Annotated in this window: 15 protein-coding genes, 2 tRNA genes and 1 riboswitch; of the genes, 11 read left to right on the forward strand and 6 right to left on the reverse strand. The window is 70.4% G+C overall.

Translation table 11 applies throughout. From position 1 onward, the window contains the following. Window positions 1-25: 25 nt before the first annotated feature. On the reverse strand, window positions 26-2,656 hold the full coding sequence (locus ABD331_RS03110) for an N-acetylmuramoyl-L-alanine amidase (protein ID WP_344470663.1): 2,631 nt from the start codon (window positions 2,654-2,656) through the stop codon (window positions 26-28). A 65-nt stretch (window positions 2,657-2,721) separates the two neighbouring features. Beyond that, window positions 2,722-3,333, reverse strand: coding sequence for a TetR/AcrR family transcriptional regulator (locus tag ABD331_RS03115; RefSeq protein WP_344470665.1), 612 nt, complete (start codon window positions 3,331-3,333; stop codon window positions 2,722-2,724). A 52-nt stretch (window positions 3,334-3,385) separates the two neighbouring features. On the opposite strand from ABD331_RS03115, the gene ABD331_RS03120 reads away from it, so the two are divergent. The 11 genes from ABD331_RS03120 to ABD331_RS03170 all read left to right on the forward strand — a co-directional run bounded on the left by ABD331_RS03120 (window position 3,386) and on the right by ABD331_RS03170 (window position 14,247). Further along, entirely contained in the window at window positions 3,386-4,204 is an 819-nt protein-coding gene (locus ABD331_RS03120; RefSeq protein WP_344470669.1) for an ABC transporter ATP-binding protein, read from the forward strand. Beyond that, window positions 4,188-5,006: an ABC transporter permease gene (locus ABD331_RS03125; protein ID WP_344470671.1), complete on the forward strand. Its 819-nt coding sequence runs from the start codon at window positions 4,188-4,190 to the stop codon at window positions 5,004-5,006. The genes ABD331_RS03120 and ABD331_RS03125 overlap by 17 nt, the downstream gene beginning before the upstream one ends. Window positions 5,007-5,154: 148 nt before the next feature. Further along, complete coding sequence (locus ABD331_RS03130) at window positions 5,155-5,430, forward strand: hypothetical protein (RefSeq protein WP_148433875.1); 276 nt, start codon at window positions 5,155-5,157, stop codon at window positions 5,428-5,430. Between the two features lie 12 nt (window positions 5,431-5,442). Continuing rightward, window positions 5,443-7,263: a glutamine--fructose-6-phosphate transaminase (isomerizing) gene (gene glmS / locus ABD331_RS03135; RefSeq protein ID WP_344470672.1), complete on the forward strand. Its 1,821-nt coding sequence runs from the start codon at window positions 5,443-5,445 to the stop codon at window positions 7,261-7,263. Between the two features lie 70 nt (window positions 7,264-7,333). Beyond that, complete coding sequence (locus tag ABD331_RS03140; protein WP_344470673.1) at window positions 7,334-8,104, forward strand: SAM-dependent methyltransferase; 771 nt, start codon at window positions 7,334-7,336, stop codon at window positions 8,102-8,104. 88 nt (window positions 8,105-8,192) lie between these two features. Then, window positions 8,193-9,224: a Bug family tripartite tricarboxylate transporter substrate binding protein gene (locus ABD331_RS03145; RefSeq protein ID WP_344470674.1), complete on the forward strand. Its 1,032-nt coding sequence runs from the start codon at window positions 8,193-8,195 to the stop codon at window positions 9,222-9,224. Window positions 9,225-9,228: 4 nt separating this feature from the next. After that, window positions 9,229-9,424: riboswitch (cobalamin riboswitch) on the forward strand. 104 nt (window positions 9,425-9,528) lie between these two features. Beyond that, on the forward strand, window positions 9,529-11,679 hold the full coding sequence (locus ABD331_RS03150) for a ribonucleoside-diphosphate reductase subunit alpha (RefSeq protein ID WP_344470675.1): 2,151 nt from the start codon (window positions 9,529-9,531) through the stop codon (window positions 11,677-11,679). A 14-nt stretch (window positions 11,680-11,693) separates the two neighbouring features. Continuing rightward, window positions 11,694-12,689: a ribonucleotide-diphosphate reductase subunit beta gene (locus tag ABD331_RS03155; protein WP_344470676.1), complete on the forward strand. Its 996-nt coding sequence runs from the start codon at window positions 11,694-11,696 to the stop codon at window positions 12,687-12,689. Between the two features lie 20 nt (window positions 12,690-12,709). Further along, entirely contained in the window at window positions 12,710-13,771 is a 1,062-nt protein-coding gene (locus ABD331_RS03160; RefSeq protein WP_344470677.1) for a mechanosensitive ion channel family protein, read from the forward strand. 209 nt (window positions 13,772-13,980) lie between these two features. Then, window positions 13,981-14,056: transfer RNA gene (locus ABD331_RS03165), tRNA-Pro, on the forward strand. A 117-nt stretch (window positions 14,057-14,173) separates the two neighbouring features. Further along, window positions 14,174-14,247, forward strand: a tRNA-Leu gene (locus tag ABD331_RS03170). 216 nt (window positions 14,248-14,463) lie between these two features. Here the strand turns inward: ABD331_RS03170 and ABD331_RS03175 are convergent. Genes ABD331_RS03175 through ABD331_RS03190 form a run of 4 tightly spaced genes read right to left on the reverse strand, consistent with a single transcriptional unit; the run spans window position 14,464 to window position 18,461 of the window. Then, the gene (locus tag ABD331_RS03175; RefSeq protein WP_344470678.1) at window positions 14,464-15,492 is read right to left on the reverse strand and encodes an LLM class flavin-dependent oxidoreductase; all 1,029 of its coding nucleotides are present in this window, start codon (window positions 15,490-15,492) and stop codon (window positions 14,464-14,466) included. Further along, window positions 15,489-16,934 (reverse strand): condensation domain-containing protein, encoded by a 1,446-nt coding sequence (locus tag ABD331_RS03180; protein ID WP_344470679.1) that lies wholly within the window; start codon window positions 16,932-16,934, stop codon window positions 15,489-15,491. Before ABD331_RS03180 ends, ABD331_RS03175 begins: the two co-directional genes overlap by 4 nt. Before the next feature lie 55 nt (window positions 16,935-16,989). Then, window positions 16,990-18,201, reverse strand: coding sequence for a cytochrome P450 (locus tag ABD331_RS03185; protein ID WP_344470680.1), 1,212 nt, complete (start codon window positions 18,199-18,201; stop codon window positions 16,990-16,992). Further along, window positions 18,201-18,461 carry an acyl carrier protein gene (locus ABD331_RS03190; protein ID WP_344470681.1) on the reverse strand — a complete coding sequence of 87 codons (261 nt, stop codon included), beginning with the start codon at window positions 18,459-18,461 and terminating at the stop codon, window positions 18,201-18,203. Before ABD331_RS03190 ends, ABD331_RS03185 begins: the two co-directional genes overlap by 1 nt. Between the last annotated feature and the right edge of the window lie 14 nt (window positions 18,462-18,475).

Here is an 18,475-nt window from a genome sequence, read left to right on the forward strand (position 1 = left end):
CACCGCGTGGCCCGTGGAACGAAATTCAGCCGATCAAACGCACGTCCTTGGCCATCACGAACATCACCCGGTGCCCGAGCTGAATCTGGTGATAGCGGGTCTTGCCCGTGGTGGTCACGTGCCGCGCGGGCGAGTAGGCGTTGGCGGCGTAGTAGGAGCCGGTGATCGTGTCACCCACCGTGTACGTCTGCCCGGGCCCGATCTTGTACTTGAGCGGTGTCAGCGGCTGGTAGGCGGCGCTCTTGTAGGCGGACTTCTCCGGGTACGCCCGCCCGTACACCTTCACCTCACCCGACAGCGGCGTCACCAGCGGGCCCTTGGCCGGGATGGCGGTCGGGTTCGAGGCCGGGTTGTGGAACCACGCCTTCTGGCCCAGGTACCAGATGGCCGTCCAGTCACCCTGCCGGGCCGCGACAGCGTAGCGCTGGCCGGTGGAGGCGCGGGCGCTGTGGTCGTACACGCTGTACGTGCTCGGCTTGCCCGGATGCTTGCCCAGGTCCGTGACCAGGGGAGCGGTGTGGCTGGGCGACTTGTGCAGCCACACGGTGGACGCGCCGTGCGCGGGGCACGCCTGCGCGGCCTTGGTGGTCACGCAGCCGGTGAAGCGCGGGCGGTTGGACGCGTACGAGGGGCGGATGATGATGGAGTCGCCGTCCTTGACCGCTTTGAGGGGCTTGTTCATCAGCTCGAAGTAGTGCTCCCAGTCCCAGTACGGGCCCGGGTCCTCGTGCATGCCGGCGACCGTCTGCGGGGTCGTGCCGGGGACGTTGTCGTGGCCGAGTATGTGGGCGCGGTTGAGCGGGATGTCGTGCTTGGCGGCCAGGTACTTGACCAGCCTGGCCGACGCCCGGTACATCGCCTCCGTGTACCAGGCGCCGCCCTTGGCCAGGTAGCCCTCGTGCTCGATGCCGATCGAGCGGGTGTTGACGTCCCAGTTGCCCGCGTGCCAGGCGATGTCATTCGTCGGCACATGTTGGGCGACATGTCCGTCCCTGGAGCGGATCGTGTAGTGCCAGCTCACGTACTTCGGGTTGCGGATCAGGCTGGGGATGCCCTGGTAGGTGCCCTCCGTGTCGTGGATGACGATGTAGTCGACGGCGCGGGCGCGGGCCAGGTGGTCGTGGTTGCCGTAGTCGCGGTTCTTCTTCTTGCCGAAGCGTTTGTAGGCGGCGGGCATCCATTCGCAGGTCAGGGAGGGTGGGCATTCGGCCTGGGTGGCGGGCTGGCCCTTGGGGTCGCTCGACCACAGGGCCTCGGTGTCGGCACCGGCCAGCAGACCCGACTCCCCGTCCGGCCAGCCGTCGTCGGCGCTGGGGGAGGGGATGGTGCGGGTGCTGGGTGATGTGCCGGTCGCGGTGTTGGATGCGGGGCTGGTCGGGGTGTCGGACGAGGCGTCCGCCGAGGCCTCCGCCGGGGTGTCGGACGGAGCCCCGCCCGGAGTGGCAGGTGAGGCGCCGTCCGGGGCGTCGGGCTGCTCGCCACGAGGCAAGACGGGTGACGAGGCAGGTGGCGAGGCGGCTTGCGAGGCGGGCGTGGAGGCGGGCGGCGAGGAGGCGAGCGGCGGGGCGACCAGTGACGCGGGCGGCGAGGAGGCGAGCGGTGGGGTGGCCGGTGACGCGGGCGGCGAGGCGGGCGGGGAGGTGGCGGCGCTGCGTTGTGAGGCCGCCGTCCCCGGTTCCGCGCCTGGGGCGGGGACACTGGTTACGGGTTCGAGCCGCACCAAATGCCCATCATCCGTGAGGCGCTGCGCCCCCTCCCGCATCACCGAGAACACCTCGTCCGCGAACGCCCGCGCCGCCACCGGATCATCCGTCCCCGCATACCGGGCGACGGCCCCGTGCCAGTCGGCCGGCTCGGCGCTGGGACGTTCCTGGTAGGAGGCGAGCAGGGCGGCGCCGGCGCGGATGTTCGCGGCCGGGTCCGTCCGCAGTCGCGCGGGGTCCACACCGATCAGCCGCCCGGCCTCGGGCAGGGTCGTACGGGGCGGCTCCGCCGACGTGCGCAGCGCCGAGCGGGACAGGGCTTCGGTGAGTGCGGCCGACATCGGCCGGGCGTCGTCTCCCCGGGGATCACCGAGAGCGTCCCCCATGACGGGCTCTCCGTGCGCGGAAGTGTGACCGTGGGTGCGTACGTCGGAGGGGAACGCGTCCACCAGGTGCATCGGCCCGTAACCACCCGCCGTGCTGGGCCGCCCACCGTTCGCGTCCCACCGGGACTCCAGGTACGCCACCGCGAGCAGCACGCTCTCCGGCACCCCGTACTCACGCGCGGCCGCCGCGAAATCGGCCTGCCGACCGGTGGCGGCCGTGGCGAGATCGCCCTGCTGGCCCGTGGCGCGCACGGCTTGCCTGCCCGAGGCGAGTACGGCCGAATCGGCCCGCCCGCCCGGGAGGACGGCGGCCAGTTCCGCCTGCCCGCCAGAAGACCCGAAGGCCAGTTGCGCCTGCCTGCCCGTGTCGCGCGCCGCCAAGTCGGCTCCCCGCCAAACGGCGGTCAGATCCGTCCGCCCGGCTGTGTCGGCCGCCGCCAAGTCGACCCGCCATCCCACGGCGGCGAGGCCGGTCGGCCCGCCCGAGGCGGAGGCGGTGAGCGGCGGGACGTCGGCGGGTGCGGTGAGAACGCCGGCGGCCACGGCGACGGCGAGCCAGAGTTGCATGAACATCTCCCCAGGAACGTCACGATATGACTACTCACCGTAACCATGCCCAGGAAAGGGATGTGTCAGACGGGTCGGATGATACGCATGAGATCAGCCAGATCCGCAGCGAACTCGGCATCCCAGTCATCAACCATCAGATGCTCCGCCAGAACCCGATGCGCCGGCGCGTCCGGCCCTCCGCGCCGCGTCCGCGACTCGTTCGACGCCCCGGAGAAGCGCCCGTTCACCTCGGACACCGCGAACCCGAGCACGAACGTGCTCACCAGCCGCTCGATCCGTGGCACCTCCGGCTCGGGCACCCCCGCCTCCAGCAGCGCCTGGTAGATCGCGTCCACCACCCGGACCCCGTCCGGCGTGACGGAGGCGCGGAAGAGCAGCAGCGGGAAGACGGCGGGGTGTTCCTTGGCCACCCGGCGCGTCGCCCACGCGACGGAGGCCAGCCGATCCTGCCACGAGCCGCCGGGCTCGGCCGGAGCGAGCTGGGTGAGCAGGCGTCCGACCAGGCCGTCGAGCAGTTCGTCCTTGTTGCGGAAGTAGCCGTAGAGGGCCATGGGGGTCACGCCGATCCGCTCCGCGACGGCCCGCATGGACAGGGCGTCGAGCCCGCGCTCGTCGGCGATCGCGAGGGCGGCGTCGAGGATTTCCGGCTGCCGGGAGGTCTTGAGCTTCCGCACGGGCCGAGTCTACAGTGTAGAGCAGTCTACGTCGTAGACTGAGGAGGATGCGATGGTCATGCTGAGGGCCGAAGGGCTGGTCAAGCGGTACGGGGAGGTGGCCGCGCTCGACGGGTTCGAGTTGCGGGTGGCGTCCGGGGAGATCGCGGGGCTGGTCGGGCACAACGGGGCGGGCAAGACGACGTTCTTCGAGATCGCCGCCGGGCTGATCGCGCCGGACGCCGGGCGCGTGCGGGTCGAGGGGGAGGTCGGGATGGCGCCGCAGCAACTCGCGCTCTACCCCACGGTCACCGTACGGGAGACGCTGCGGCTCTTCGGCGGCCTGGCCGGGATGCGCGGACAGGCCCTGGTGCGCGCCGTCGAGGGCACGGCCGAGGAACTGGCGCTCACCGACGTGCTCGACCGCCGGGTGGGCGTGCTCTCCGGCGGCCAGCAACGCAGGACGCAGGCCGCCACCGCCCTGCTGGCCGACCCCGGCGTGCTGCTCCTCGACGAGCCCACGGCGGGCGCCGACCCGGAGACGCGCGAGGCGCTGCTGGCGGCCGTGCGGCGGCGGGCGGAACGCGGCGCGGCCGTCGTCTACTGCACCCACTACCTGCCGGAGCTGACCGAGCTGGCCGCCACCGTCGCCGTCGCCGCGAACGGCCGGGTGATCGCCCGGGGTGCGGGCGCCGACCTGCTGAAGGATCTGCCGGGGGAGGTGCGGGTGAGCGTGGAGGGCGGCCGGGACATCACCGTCGCCACCACCGACCCGACCGCGACGCTGGCCGCCCTGCTGCGCGACCTCGATCGTCCGGTACGCGAGATCGACATCCGACGGCCTTCGCTCGACGACCTGTATCGGGAGCTGTCCCATGACCGTGTCGCATGAATTCGGTGAGAGCAAGCGCCCGTCCAACGACCGCCCGCCCAACGAGCGCCCGCCCAAAGGCCGCCTGCTCTCGGTGCGCAGGATCGCCGTGTTGACCAGCCACAACGTGCTGCTCCGCCGCCGGGACCCCGCCCACTTCGTCAGCTACCTCATCATGCCCATGGTGCTCATGCTGATCTTCAAGAGCATGCTCGGCGAGCCCGCCCAGGCGGTGACGGGCCTGCTGGTGATGTTCTCGGTGTTGTCGATGGCCGACGTCGCCACCGCCACCCTCACCGAACGCACCTGGCACACCTGGGACCGCCTGCGCACAACCCGCGCCACGATCCCCGAAGTCATGATCGGCAAGGCCGTGCCGGTCTTCGCCGTGCTCGTCGTCCAGCAGGCGGTGCTGCTGGTCTACGGCGTGCTGGCGGTCGGCATGCGTCTGTCGGGGCCGGTCTGGCCGCTCGCGCTGGCCGTGACGGTGTGGAGCTTCGCCCTGCTCTGCATGGGTACGGCCATCGCCGGCGTGGTGCGCAGCCAGGGTGAGCTCAGCACGTTGTGCAACATCGCCGCCCTGTCGGTCAGCGCGCTGGGCGGGGCGCTGGTGCCGTACGCGCTGATGCCCGCCTGGGCGCAGGCCGTCGCGCCCGTCTCGCCCGGCTACTGGGCGACGACGATGCTGCAGTCGGCGGTCCGCGGCGACCTGGCCGGGACGGCGGGCCCGGCGGGGGTGCTCACGTGCCTGGGCCTCGCCGCCGGAGCCTTCGCCTGCTGGCGCCTGAGCAAGTCGGGCGGCCGGGCAAGAGGTGGCGTCTGAACGAAGGGTCGGCGTCTGAGTGAGAGCCGGCGTCTGAGCGAGAGCCGGGATCCAAGTAAGCCGCGCAGCCGTCCCCTAGAAGCATTTCCTGCCCGATATCGGGCAGGATGTTGGCGTGTCTCGTTCCAGCGCCGTAGTGTCCTCGTCTGTGTCCACGGCACGGCATCCGTACGAAGATCTCATCGCGCACCTCACCAGGACGAGCCCGCTCGGCCCCGGCGAGGCCGCCCGCGTGGTGGCCGACGTGCTGTCGTACTTCTCGGAGTCCACCGAGGAGTACGTCCGCCGCCGCCACGGCGAGCTGAAGTCCAAGGGCTTCACCAATGACGAGACCTTTCCCCGGATCGCGGCCGAATTACGGAGCCGGCGGGTAGCGGCTCCAGAGCTGTCCCTGCGGCAGCTACGCAGGATCGTTTACGGATAAGAGGAGACCTCGATGTGCGGAATCGTGGCCTATGTGGGCCCCAAGGACGCCGCGCCCATCCTTCTGGAGGGCCTGCAGCGGCTGGAGTACCGGGGCTATGACTCGGCCGGGGTCGTGGTGTCGAACAAGGGACTGAAGGTTCGCAAGGTCAAGGGCCGGGTGGCCGATCTGGCCAAGGTGGTGCCGGTCAGGTTCAAGGGCAGCCTCGGCATCGGGCACACCCGGTGGGCGACGCACGGCGTGCCGAGCGACGTCAACGCGCACCCGCACCTGTCCGCCGACGAGCGCATCGCGGTCGTGCACAACGGCATCATCGAGAACGCCGCCGAGCTGCGCGCCAAGCTGGAGGCCGACGGCGTGGCGTTCGCGTCCGAGACCGACACCGAGGTGCTGGCGCACCTGATCGCCGCCGCGGTCGACGAGAACGACTCGCTGGAGGAGGCCGTCAGGAAGACGCTCAAGAGCATCGTGGGCACGTACGGCATCGCGGTGATCGACTCCGAGCGGCCCGGCGAGGTGGTCGTGGCGCGCAACGGCAGCCCGATCGTGCTGGGCATCGGCGAGAAGGAGATGTTCGCCGCCTCGGACGTGGCCGCGCTGGTCCGCTACACCCGCCAGGTGGTGCACCTGGAGGACGGCGAGCTGGCCGTGCTCAAGGCCGACGGCTTCCACACCTTCGCCAGCGACGCCCGCGAGACGGCCAAGGAGCCGCTGACCGTCGACTGGGACGCCGGCCACTACGACACCGGCGGCTACGAGCACTATCTGCTCAAGGAGATCTCCGAGCAGCCTGAGACGATCACCCGCACCATGAGCGGCCGCCTCGACGAGCGTTTCCACGTGGCCCACCTCGGCGGCCTGAACATGGACGCCCGCGAGACCCGTGGTTTCCGCCGGGTGAAGATCATCGGCTGCGGGTCGGCGTACTACTCGGGCCAGATCGGCGCGCAGCTCATCGAGGAGCTGGCGCGCATCCCGGCCGACGCCGAGCCGGCCAGCGAGTTTCGCTACCGCAACCCCGTCGTGGACCCCGACACCCTCTACGTCGCGATCAGCCAGTCGGGCGAGACCTACGACACCCTCGCCGCCGTGCAGGAGCTCAAGCGCAAGGGCGGCCGGGTCATCGGCATCGTCAACGCCGTGGGCAGCGCCATCGCCCGCGAGGTGGACGGCGGCATCTACCTGCACGCGGGGCCGGAGGTCTCGGTCGCCTCGACCAAGGCGTTCACCTCGACGTCGATGGCGTTCGCGCTGCTCGCGCTGCACCTGGGGCGCGTGCGCGACCTGTCGCCCGCCGACGGGCGGCGCGTCGTGGAGGGCCTGCGCAGGCTGCCCGGCCAGATCGAGCAGATCCTGCAGCAGGGCGACAAGATCGCTGAGCTGGCCAAGAAGTACGCCCACCACCCGAGCATGATGTTCGTCGGGCGGGTGCGCGGCTACCCGGTGGCCCGCGAGGGCGCGCAGAAGCTCAAGGAGATCTCGTACGTGCACGCCGAGGCGTACCCGGCCAGCGAGCTCAAGCACGGCCCGCTCGCGCTGATCGGCCCCGACATGCCGACGGTGGCGATCGTGCCCGACGACGAGCTGCTCGACAAGAACCTCACCACCCTCGGCGAGATCCGCGCCCGCGGCGGCCAGGTGCTCATGGTGGGGCACCGCGAGCCGGACGCCAAGCTGGCCGACGACGTGATCGTGATCCCCAGGAACGAGATCGAGCTGGACCCGATCCTGCTGACGATCCCGCTCCAGCTCCTGGCGTACCACGCGGCCGTGGCGCTGGGCCGCGATGTGGACAAGCCGCGCAATCTAGCCAAGAGCGTTACGGTCGAATAGCCGACATTAATTCAGCCACAATCTTCCCAAGGTAGTGTTATCTGGCTGGATACGACATAAATTCGATACTGTGCGGCAGTTCGACCACCAGAGGCCTCATCCCGCACGCATGTACGACTACATGCTCGGCGGGAAGGACAACTTCGCGGTCGACCGCCAGGCCATCGACCAGCTCGCCGAGCTGATCCCGGAGGCGGTCCCGCTGGCCCGCGCGAACCGGGCCTTCCTTCAGCGTGCCGTACGGTACGTCGCCCGCGCCGGGGTCGACCAGTTCCTCGACCTCGGCAGCGGGCTGCCCACCCAAGGCAGCGCGCACGAGGTGGCGCCCGAGGCCAAGGTCGTCTACGTCGACCACGACCCCGTCGTCGCCGCGCACGCCACGGCCCTGCTCCGGCACTCGCCGGGCAGGGCCGGTTTCGTCCAGGCGGACCTGCTCGATCCCGGGGACGTGCTGGCCGGGGCGGCGGAGTACCTCGACCTCGACCGGCCGATCGCGGTGCTGCTGGTCTCGATCCTGCACTTCCTGCCCGACTCGGCCGACCCCCAACGGGCGGTGGCCGTGCTGCGCGAGCGGGCCGCGCCCGGCAGCCACCTGGTGATCACGCACGCCACGACCATGGCGAACCTGGAGGACGAGGAGCGGGCCAGGTTCCGCGGCTCGTCCGGCCGGGGCGGGACCGACCGGTCGCCGGGGCAGATCCGCGCGTTCTTCGGGGACTGGCCGCTGGAGCCGCCCGGGCTCGTGCAGGCCACGGACTGGCGGCCTGACCGGCCCAAGCTGGTGGGGGACTGGTCGCTGCCGTCGTCGCTGATGGCGGGCGTGGGGAAGAAAGTCCGATAAAGCACCAAAAATCGCAAACAATAGCGATTCGGGTTGATGACCATGACCCCGGTGTAAGCTTCTTGTATTGGGTTAATAACCTAGAGTAATGGGGGATTCGGGAGAGAAGTACATGCGCCGGCGGCGGTTCCTCGCCTGCGGGTTCGGCGCCTTCGCCTGCGCTGCCGGTTGCGGCACGGAACGGGCGGCGAACGTACTGCGTACCGGATTCTCGATCAACGCGGCCGGGCAGCGCTGGTCACGCGTCGGGCGGGCGTTCGCCGACGCGGCCCGCGCGGCGGGCTTCGCGGCGGCCCTCGGCCACGCGATCACCGGCAGCCCGTCCTCAGGCGCGGGGCCGGCGGGAGGCGGTCTGGCGGCCGGAGGCGGGGCCGCGATCACCGTCAGCGGCCTGCCCGCCCTCGCCGCCGCCGAGCTGAACAACGGCCAGAGCCTGCTCGACACCGGCACCCCGCTCGCCAGGCTGAGCGGCCAGATCGAGGTAGTGGTCGTGCCCGACCGCTCCCCGCTGCGCGACTTCGACGACTTCGCCGCCCGCCTCCTTGCCAGCCCCGGCCAGGCCCTGCTGGCCGGCGGGCCGCAGGGCGAGCCCGACCACCTGCTGTTCGGCCTGATCGCCAGGGCGATCGGCGCGGACGGCAGGCGGGTCGACTACACCGGCTACCCCAGGCTGGGCGAGGCCGCCTCCGCGCTCCTGTCCGGCAAGGCGGTGGCCGCCGCGGGCCCGCTGGCCGACTGGCGCACCGCCATCGGGCGCGGCCGGGTCAGGGCGCTCGCCGTCTCCTCCGCCAGGCGGGTGCCCGACCTCGAGGTGCCGACACTGCTGGAGTGCGGCGTCCGGGTGGACTTCGCCGACTGGACGGCCGCGTTCGGCCCCGAGGACATGCCGGACGAGAGCCGCGAGTCGGCCGTGCGCATGTGCGAGGCGGTGATCGCCTCCAGCGAGTGGGAGGCGGCCTGCCTGGCCGCCGGCTGGCTGCCGATCCCGCTGTCCGGCGACGACTTCGCCCGCTGGCTGGACACCGAGATCGCCCGCACCCGCGCCGTGCTGCGGGATCTCGGCCTGCTCGACACGACCAAAGCCACAACATGCTGGGGTAGTTGCGGGAACGGCCACTAGATGTAGGATCCTGCTCGTCGCTGGTTCGCCTCTCAGGAGGCGGAGCAAAAGGGAACCCGGTGCGATTCCGGGGCTGCCCCGCAGCGGTGAGCGGGAACGACCGCCGTCATACGCACTGGAGAGATCCGGGAAGCGACGGCCAGTAGGTGCCATCGAGCGTGCCCGCGAGCCCGAAGACCTGCCAGCGGTATGCCGGGTGCTGCCCGGCGTGCAGTGTTCAGGGTCTCGAGGGCAGGCCGGAGCGCGCCGCGGCTTCGTGCTGCCGTGCTCTCGCATGCCCTCACAGGGGATGAGGAGAGCGAACGTGACTCAGATCGTCGAGATCGACCGCCGCCTGGCCATCGAGGAGGCCGCCGCGCGGGTGATCGCCGACCCGGCCAACTCCCGGGTCGCCGCGCGGCTGCTGGCCGAGGAGATCGCCGACGAGGCCGCCGGGCACGGCGTGCGGTCGTTCTCCGAGTCGATCGCGGCCACCCACGCGGCCGGGCTGATCCAGGACGAGCTCGCCGCGTTCGTCGCCGCGCACGCCGCCGAGCTGGACGCGCTCGTCTCGGAGCAGGCCGACGACCGGTTCGAGTACTTCGGGCTGCGCACCGTCCACGACCGCTACCTGCTGCGCCACCCCGAGACCCGCAAGGTGCTGGAGCGCCCGCAGCACTTCTTCCTGCGCGTCGCCTGCGGGCTGTCGCGGAGCGTGGCCGAGGCCGCCGAGCTGTACACGCTCATGTCCACGCTGTCGTACCTGCCCAGCTCGCCCACGCTGTTCAACTCCGGGGCGCGCCGCCCGCAGCTCTCGTCGTGCTTCCTGCTCGACTCGCCGCGCGACGAGCTCGAAGGGATCTACGACAGGTACGGGCAGGTGGCCCGGCTGTCCAAGTACGCCGGCGGCATCGGCATCTCCTGGACCCGGGTGCGCTCGCGCGGCTCCCTGATCAGGGGCACGAACGGCCACTCCAACGGCATCGTGCCCTGGCTGCGCACCCTCGACTCGTCCGTGGCCGCCGTCAACCAGGGCGGCCGGCGCAAGGGCGCGGCCTGCGTCTACCTGGAGACCTGGCACGCCGACATCGAGGAGTTCCTGGAGCTGCGGGACAACACCGGCGAGGACGCCCGCCGCACCCACAACCTCAACCTGGCCAACTGGGTGCCCGACGAGTTCATGCGCCGGGTCGAGGCCGACGAGATGTGGTCGCTGTTCGACCCGAAGGAGACGCCCGACCTCACCGACCTGTACGGCGAGGCTTTCACCGCGAGATATCGCGAATACGAGGACGCCGGGCGACAGGTCAGGCAGATCCCGGCGCGCACCCTGTACGGCCGCATGATGCGCACCCTCGCCCAGACCGGCAACGGCTGGATGACCTTCAAGGACGCCGCCAACCGCACCTCCAACCAGACCGCCCGCCCCGAGAACGTCATTCACCTGTCGAACCTCTGCACCGAGATCCTGGAGGTCACCAGCGACGCCGAGACCGCCGTCTGCAACCTCGGCTCGATCAACCTGGCCGCCCACCTGGCGGAGGGGGAGGTCGACTGGGAGCGGCTCCGGCGGACCGTGCGCACCGCCGTACGCTTCCTCGACCGCACCATCGACCTCGGCTTCTACCCGACGCCCGAGGCCGAGGCGGCCAACAAGCGCTGGCGGCCCATCGGGCTCGGGCTGATGGGGCTGGCCGACGTGTTCTTCGCGCTGCGGCTGCCGTTCGACTCGCCGCGGGCGCTGGAGCTGTCCACCAGGATCTCCGAGGAGATCGCGCTGGCGGCGTACGACACCTCGGCCGACCTGGCGGCCGAGCGCGGCCGGCACCCCTCCTACGCCGACACCCGCGCGGCCGGCGGCGTCCTGCACCCCGACCACTACACCGCCTCGACCCCCCGCTGGGACGCGCTGCGCGAGAAGATCGCCCGCACCGGCCTGCGCAACTCCCTCATGATCGCCATCGCGCCCACCGCCACGATCGCCTCCATCGCCGGCTGCTACGAGTGCATCGAGCCGCAGGTGTCCAACGTGTTCAAGCGCGAAACTTTGTCAGGCGAGTTCTTGCAGGTCAACCGCTACCTGGTAGCCGACCTGCAAGCCCGCGGGCTGTGGACGCAGCAGCTTCGCGACGACCTCAAGCGCGCCGACGGCTCGGTGCAGACGGTGCCCGGCATCCCCGACGACCTCAAGCTGCTCTACCGCACGGCCTGGGAGCTGCCGCAGAAGGCGCTCATCGACCTGGCCGCCGCGCGCCAGCCGTACATCGACCAGGCGCAGTCACTCAACCTCTTCATGGCCAGCCCCACCATCGGCAAGCTCTCCTCGATGTACGCCTACGCCTGGAAGCAGGGCCTGAAGACCACGTACTACCTGCGCTCCCGCCCCGCCACCCGCATCGCCCAGACCACGGTCGCCGCCGTCGAAGCGGTCGCCTGCTCACTCGAGAACCCGGAAACCTGCGAAGCCTGCCAGTAAGGAGCCCCTCCCTCATGCTGCTCGACCCCGGAATGGACCTCACCCTCCGGCCCATGCGCTACCCCGACTTCTACGAGCGCTACCGCGCCGCGATCCGCAACACGTGGACCGTCGAGGAGGTGGACCTGCACAACGACCTCGCCGACCTGGCCAGGATGACGCCGCAGGAGCGGCACCTGATCAACCGGCTGGTCGCCTTCTTCGCCACCGGCGACTCCATCGTCGCCAACAACCTCGTGCTCAACCTCTACCAGCACGTCAACGCCCCCGAAGCGCGCCTGTACCTGAGCAGGCAGCTCTTCGAGGAGGCCGTGCACGTGCAGTTCTACCTGACGCTGCTCGACACGTACCTGCCCGACCCGGACGAGCGGGTCAAGGCGTTCGCCGCGATCGAGCACATCCCGTCGATCCGCGACAAGGCCGAGTTCTGCTTCAAGTGGATCGACTCCATCGAGAGCCTGCGGCGGCTGGAGACCGCCGCCGAGCGGCGCCAGTTCCTGCTCAACCTGATCTGCTTCGCCGCCTGCATCGAGGGACTGTTCTTCTACGGCGCCTTCGCCTACGTGTACTGGTTCCGCTCCCGCGGCCTGCTCGGCGGCCTGGCCACCGGCACGAACTGGGTGTTCCGCGACGAGTCCATGCACATGGAGTTCGCGTTCAGCGTGGTCGACACCGTGCGGGCCGAGGAGCCGTCCCTCTTCGACGACGAGCTGAGCAAGCAGGTGACGCTGATGCTGGAGGAGGCGGTGGCCGCCGAGCTGGCTTTCGCCGAAGATCTTTGCGGTGACGGGATGCGGGGCATGAGCGTCGCCCAGATGCGCCAGTACCTCGAGTACGTCGCCGACCAACGCCTGGTCAGGCTGGGGTTGCCGCGGCGTTACGGCTCCGCGAACCCGTTCGCGTTCATGGAGTTGCAGGACGTGCAGGAGCTGGCCAATTTCTTCGAACGGCGTGTCTCCGCGTATCAAGTGGCAGTTGAGGGAAATGTGACCTTTGACGAGACGTTCTAACACACTTGGGGGGCAAGCGCGTGCAGTCTCCGGCTGACTGGCCGATCCTCGTCATCTCGGTGGTGGGAGCCATCCTCCTGGTGGAGGTGAGCAGGCGAATACTCACCAAGGTGGGCCGGAAATGGGCTCTGGCCCGGCATCTGGTGGAACACTGCACGTGGCCGGCCTTCTCGGTGGCCGCCGTGCTGGCGTTCAACCTCGTGTTCGGGCCGGGCATGTTCGGCGACTCCGCGAGCGAGAAAGCCACGGCCGGCACCGTCGAACGGGTGCTCGGCCTGGCCAGCATCGCCGCGGTCACCTGGCTGATCGTGCAGGCGGCGTACGCGCTGACGGACGTCATCCTCGACCGGCTGGTGCTGGTCGAGGGCGAACGCAACCGGCGGGCGCGGCGGATCATGACGCAGATCGCGCTCGTCCGCCGCGTCGCCGCCGCGATCATCATCGTGATCGCGGTCGGCGCCATGCTCTTCTCCTTCCCGCAGGTCCGCGCCCTCGGCGCCGGACTGCTCGCCTCGGCCGGCATCGCCGGCGCCATCGTCGGCATCGCCGCCCAGCCCACCATCGGCAACATGCTCGCCGGCCTGCAACTCGCCTTCAGCGACGCGCTGCGCCTGGACGACGTGGTCGTCGTGGAGAACGAATGGGGCCGAATCGAGGAGCTCACCCTCACGTACGTGGTCGTGCGCCTCTGGGACGAACGCCGCCTCGTACTCCCCGTCTCCTACTTCACCCAGAACCCGTTCGAGAACTGGACCCGCCACGGCAGCCGCGTCCTGGCCGTCTGCCTGCTGCGCGTCGACTGGTCCGTCCCCGTCCCGAAACTCCGCGACGCCCTGTACGAGTTCCTCCAGAACAACCCGCTGTGGGACCAGAAGGACTGGACCCTCCAGGTCACCGACGTCCTGCCGAACGGTCTCGTGGAACTGCGCGCCCTGATGAGCGCCGCCGACTCGCCGTCGTCCTGGGACCTCAAGTGCGACGTACGCGAATTCCTGGTCAATTTCGTCCGCGACAACTACCCTGACTCGCTGCCCCGCTTCCGCGTCGAAACCCCGGAGAGCCGCGTCGGGGCCGGTGATTAATTGAGTGGCACGCGGCCCGATCATCGGTTTACCGTGGACATCGTCCAGCGAGTACCTTCCGAAAGGCGGCGAAGTGCTCACCCTAGTTCTGCCGCCCGCCTCTTCCGCCTTGCCTGAGCTGCGGCGAAGGCTTTCCGGTTAACCCGCTTCAGGGTTCACCGGAAAGCCGTCTCGAATTCGCGTCGAGGCGGCTTTCTTCTTTCTTGAAACCGAGTGTGGGGCAGTTTGGTCAGCCCGCCTGCCTTGGGAGCAGGAGCACCGCAGGTTCGAATCCTGCCACTCGGACGACGGCCCTGAAAGGAAAGGGCCGCGGGCTACGGCCTGGCCGGCGGGAATGGCGCCCCCCGGCCGGACCCCGCCCCCGCCCCGGGCCGGCCCACGCCAGCCAAGCCCGGGGCCCAAGCCGCTCTGGCCCAACTGGCAGAGGCGCCGTCTTCAGGAGGCGGAGGTTCAGGGTTCGAATCCCTGGAGCGGCACATAACTGGACGAACCCTGGCTTTTCGCGGGTGTCTCCTGCCCGCGACCAACGGCATCAGGGTCGGCAGGCTCCTCTGGCTCGGCGTCGCCACGTTCGCCGGCCCGTCGGTACCAGTCACGGGCCCGGCGCGCCGCCAGACGGACATGGCCTTCGCCGTACCATGAGCGGCTCGGGCTGGGCCCCTGTCCGGGAATCGAGGCTGACCGCGAGCAAGTCACAGGCCCGCCAGCGTTTTCGCGGTGAGCGCCGCCGCCAGCATCGCCTTGCGCCGGGCGGCACCGCCGCCGAAGGGGGAGACCGTGAGGGTGGTGACGCCCGCTGCCGCGAACTCCTTCATCCGCGCGGCAACGCGTGGCACCGGCCCCAGCAGGGACGTGGCGTCGATGAACTCGACGGGGACCGCGGCGGCGGCGCCCGACAGGTCGCCGGCCAGGTATCGCCGCTGCACCTCGGAAGCCGTCGTGAAACCCATCCGGCACGCCAGCTGGTTGTAGTAATTGCTGTCCGCCCCGCCCATCCCGCCCAAGTACACGGTGGCGTACCAGCGGACGGCGTCCGCGCAGGCCGCCACATCGTCACCCACGACGAGCGGCGTCATCGACACCACATCGAAGCTGTCCGGAGCCGGGTCCGCCCCGCCATCCGTCATGGCGGGGCGGCGCGCGCGGCCGGCCTCGATATCACCGAACAGGATGCCGGCGTGCTCGGGGGAGAAGAACGAGGCCAGCCAGCCGTCAGCGATCTCCCCTGCCAGCGCCAGGCTGCGCGGCCCGATGGCCGCGAGATACACCGGGATGCGCTGCTGGACGGGACTGAGGCTGAGGCGCAGCGGCTCGCCGTTGCAGGGAAGCGGCTCCTGCCGCAGCGCCGTGCGCACGACGGACACGTAGTCACGGGCGCGTTCCAGCGGCTTCGCCCAGGGCACGCCGTGCCACCCCTCGCTGACCCGCGGCCCCGATACGCCGAGGCCGAGCCGGAACCGGCCGCCGGACAGGGTGTCCAGAGTGACAGCAGTCATCGCGGTCATGGCGGGGGTCCGGCCCGGTATCTGGAAGACCGAGGACCCGATGCCGATCTGTTCAGTGTGCGCCGCCACCCAGGCCAGCACGGTCGCGGCATCGGACCCGTGGGACTCGGCGGCCCAGCATACGTCGTAGCCGAGCCGGTCGGCCTCCCGCGCCAGCTCCAGGCCGTTGGCGGCGAAGCCCGCCCCGAGGTAGCCGAGGCCAAGGCCAAGTTTCATTCGGCTGGCCCTGACGTCACGGGAGCGGAGGATGAGGCGGCAGCCGCCGCCAGGATGCGGGTCATGCGCTTCAGCAGGAGGGCGATCCCGTCCATGCGCAGCAGATTCGTCTCAAGTCTCAGGATCGGGCTCCCCGCGCCCTCCAACGACCCCGCGCCGACGAACGGCCCGACGCCGAGAGCGAGCACGGCCACCGGATTGTGCGCGTCCTCCGGTGGGATCTCAGTGATCGCGGGCTCGCCGGGACTTGCCGGCCCCACGGTAGCTCCTTGTACGGCGGGTTCAGCGGGACCAGGCGCGGCGACGAACGGGCGCACGTCGTTGAACTGGACGAACGGCGCCTCCTGTGCAGCCACGCCGAGCCGGTCGAGGAACAGCCCGCCAGGGGAGTGAGCGTGGCGGTATGCAGTGAGCGAGCCTCTGAATACCTCACGCGTCGCTGCCCGGAAGTCAGGGCCGCCGCCGGAGTAGCCGTAGACGGTCATGCTCTTCAGTCGGGTGACCGAGTCCCGGCGTCCCGGATCGGACCTGTTGGCGCAGTGCAGGTAGCAGCCGAGGTGATCCAGCTGCAGGACCTGCGCGGTGGCCAGCAGGAAGGCGGTGAGGATCACTGCCGATGAGCTGGTCCCTGATGCCGGCGCGACCTGCTCGGCGGCGGTCAGGACGGGCTCAGCGGGAGTGATGACGGCACGCATGGCCCCGCCGTCCAGCACGGCGGGGCGGGGTAGTGCGGCAATGGCCGGCATCTGCTCCCGCCAGTACTCCAGCGCCCGTCGCTCGGCCCGGCGCCCGTCGGCGGAACCCTCCCACGAGACCTGGTCAAGCTGGTGGAAGACGGGTCCTGGCGGTGCGGTCGCGCCGCTCCTGATCCTCCCGAGAGCCGCGGCGAATTCCGAGACGACGTTGTCGCAGGCAGCCGCGTCCGCGACGATCAGCGATATGGCGAACGCCGCGTGGGTCACGATTTCAGCGTCGGCCACGAAGCCCACGCGGAACGGGAAACCGTTCACGATATCGAGCATGCCGGCGCCGGTCAGCCTCCGGAGCAGTGCGCTGCGGGGATCCTCCCCAGCGGGAGCCAGGCCAGGGGTGACCTGGCCGGCGTGAAACTGGTACCGGACGACATCCACCGAGCCGTGGCCGGCTACCTCCTGGCGCAGCGGGCCATCGCCGGTGCGGCGGAACCTGGTCCGCAGCGTCTCGTGCCGATGCACCAGGGCGGCGATCGCGGCCAGGAATTCCGCCACAGTGGTGTCCGCCGGGACGGGCACGCTGAAGCAGAGGTCGTAGTTCAGGCTCCGGCCCTGTTCCAGGCCCGGTCCGATCCACCCCCAGACGTGTTCCTGCGCCCAGCTCAGCGTCCCGGAGCGGTGTGAGCAGCCGATGAACGGGATCGGGCAGGGTGCGGCCATGAACACGGCGGACGAAAAGCTGGTGTGCATGTCGGGATCCACCTCGTTCTGTCGGGCGGGGGAGCAGGCGCCGGGCGCGGCCGGATCATCGCAGCAGGGCTTCGAGCGCGTCCAGGCCGAAGGCCAGAGAGCCGTGGCGGTAGCGGATGTCGGCTTGGGGGTCGATCCCGGCCGCCGGGAAGGCCGCGAAGAACGCCGGCAGGACGGTGTACATCTCCAGTCGCGCCAGCGGCGCGCCCAGGCAGTAGTGGATGCCGTGCCCGAAGGCGAGGTGCGGTGCCGCCTCGCGCAGCGGCCGGAACTGCCCGGCGTCGTGATACCGGCGCTGGTCCCAGTTGGCGACGGGGATCGAGCACAGCACCCGGTCACCGGCTTCGATCACGGTCCCTGCGATGGTCGTCCGGAACACTGCGGTGCGCGGGAAGGAGAAGTGAAAAACAGTCAGGTACCGTAGCAGCTCTTCCACACCACGCGTCAATGATTGCTCGTCGTGCAGCACCTGCTCGCGCAGCGCCGGCTGCCCAAGCAGGAACAGCAGGCTCTGCGCGATGAGGCCGGCGGTCGTCTCGTGGCCGGCCAGCAACAGCATGTTGCCGGTCGCGACCAGCTCGGCGTCGCTCATGTCCGCGCCGTGGCGGGTGATCAGCGCCCCGAGCAGCCCGGTACCTGGGTCGTCGCGCAACTCGGTGACGAGCCGCAGCATGTAGGCCAGCATCTCGGCCCTGTTGTCGGCCCGCGTCAGAGCGGGCAGCCGGGTGTCGAGGGCCACCGCGCTGCGTCGGCAGAATTCGCCGCGATCGGTCGGCGGCACGCCGAGCAGTTCGGCGATGACCACCGCCGGGATCGGCTGGGCGACGGTGGCGACGAGATCAGCACGGTCCTGGCCGCCGATCGCGGCCAGCGCGTCCGCTGTGGCGGCCTCGACCGCTGGGCGCAGGGCCGCGACCCGGCGCGCGCTGAACTCGGCGGAGACCAGTCGGCGTAGCCGGGTGTGCAGCGGCGGGTCGAGCCCGGGCAGCGATCCCTGGCCGGTGGGGGAGATGGTTCCGCCAGGCCCGCCTTCGGGCAGCCGCAGGACATTGCTGAACGACATGGGGTTCCCGAGTACGGCACGCACATCGTCGTACCGGGTGACCAGCCAGGTCCGTCCGGCTCCGGGCGTGGGGACCGGCATGGAGATCTCGGTGATGCCGCCCGCCGCGTCGACCGCCAGCAGGTCAGGAGCCGGACACAATGGCTGGCGGGGGTCGCGCCGCATCGCCAGCGGCGCATCCGCATGCGCGTCCGGTGCCGTCATCAGCTCATGGCCAGCTTCGTGGCCAGCGCTGAGGACAGCGCCGAGACGGACGGGTAGTCCCACATCATGGTCGCGTCGATGGCGATATCGAGGTAGTTCTCGATCTCATCGACGATCGCCAGCGCGTACAGCGAGTCGAGGCCGTAGTCGGCCAGCGGGGTATCTGCGTCGATGGCGGACGGCTCCCGTTTCAGGTGTCTGGCCAGGCGCTCGGTGAGCCAGGTGCGGAAGTCGGCCTCGTCGAAGGGCGTCGACGCCATGGTGTCTCTCCTGT

Origin of the sequence: Nonomuraea monospora, from assembly GCF_039531895.1 — a bacterium.
Lineage (GTDB): Bacteria > Actinomycetota > Actinomycetes > Streptosporangiales > Streptosporangiaceae > Nonomuraea > Nonomuraea monospora.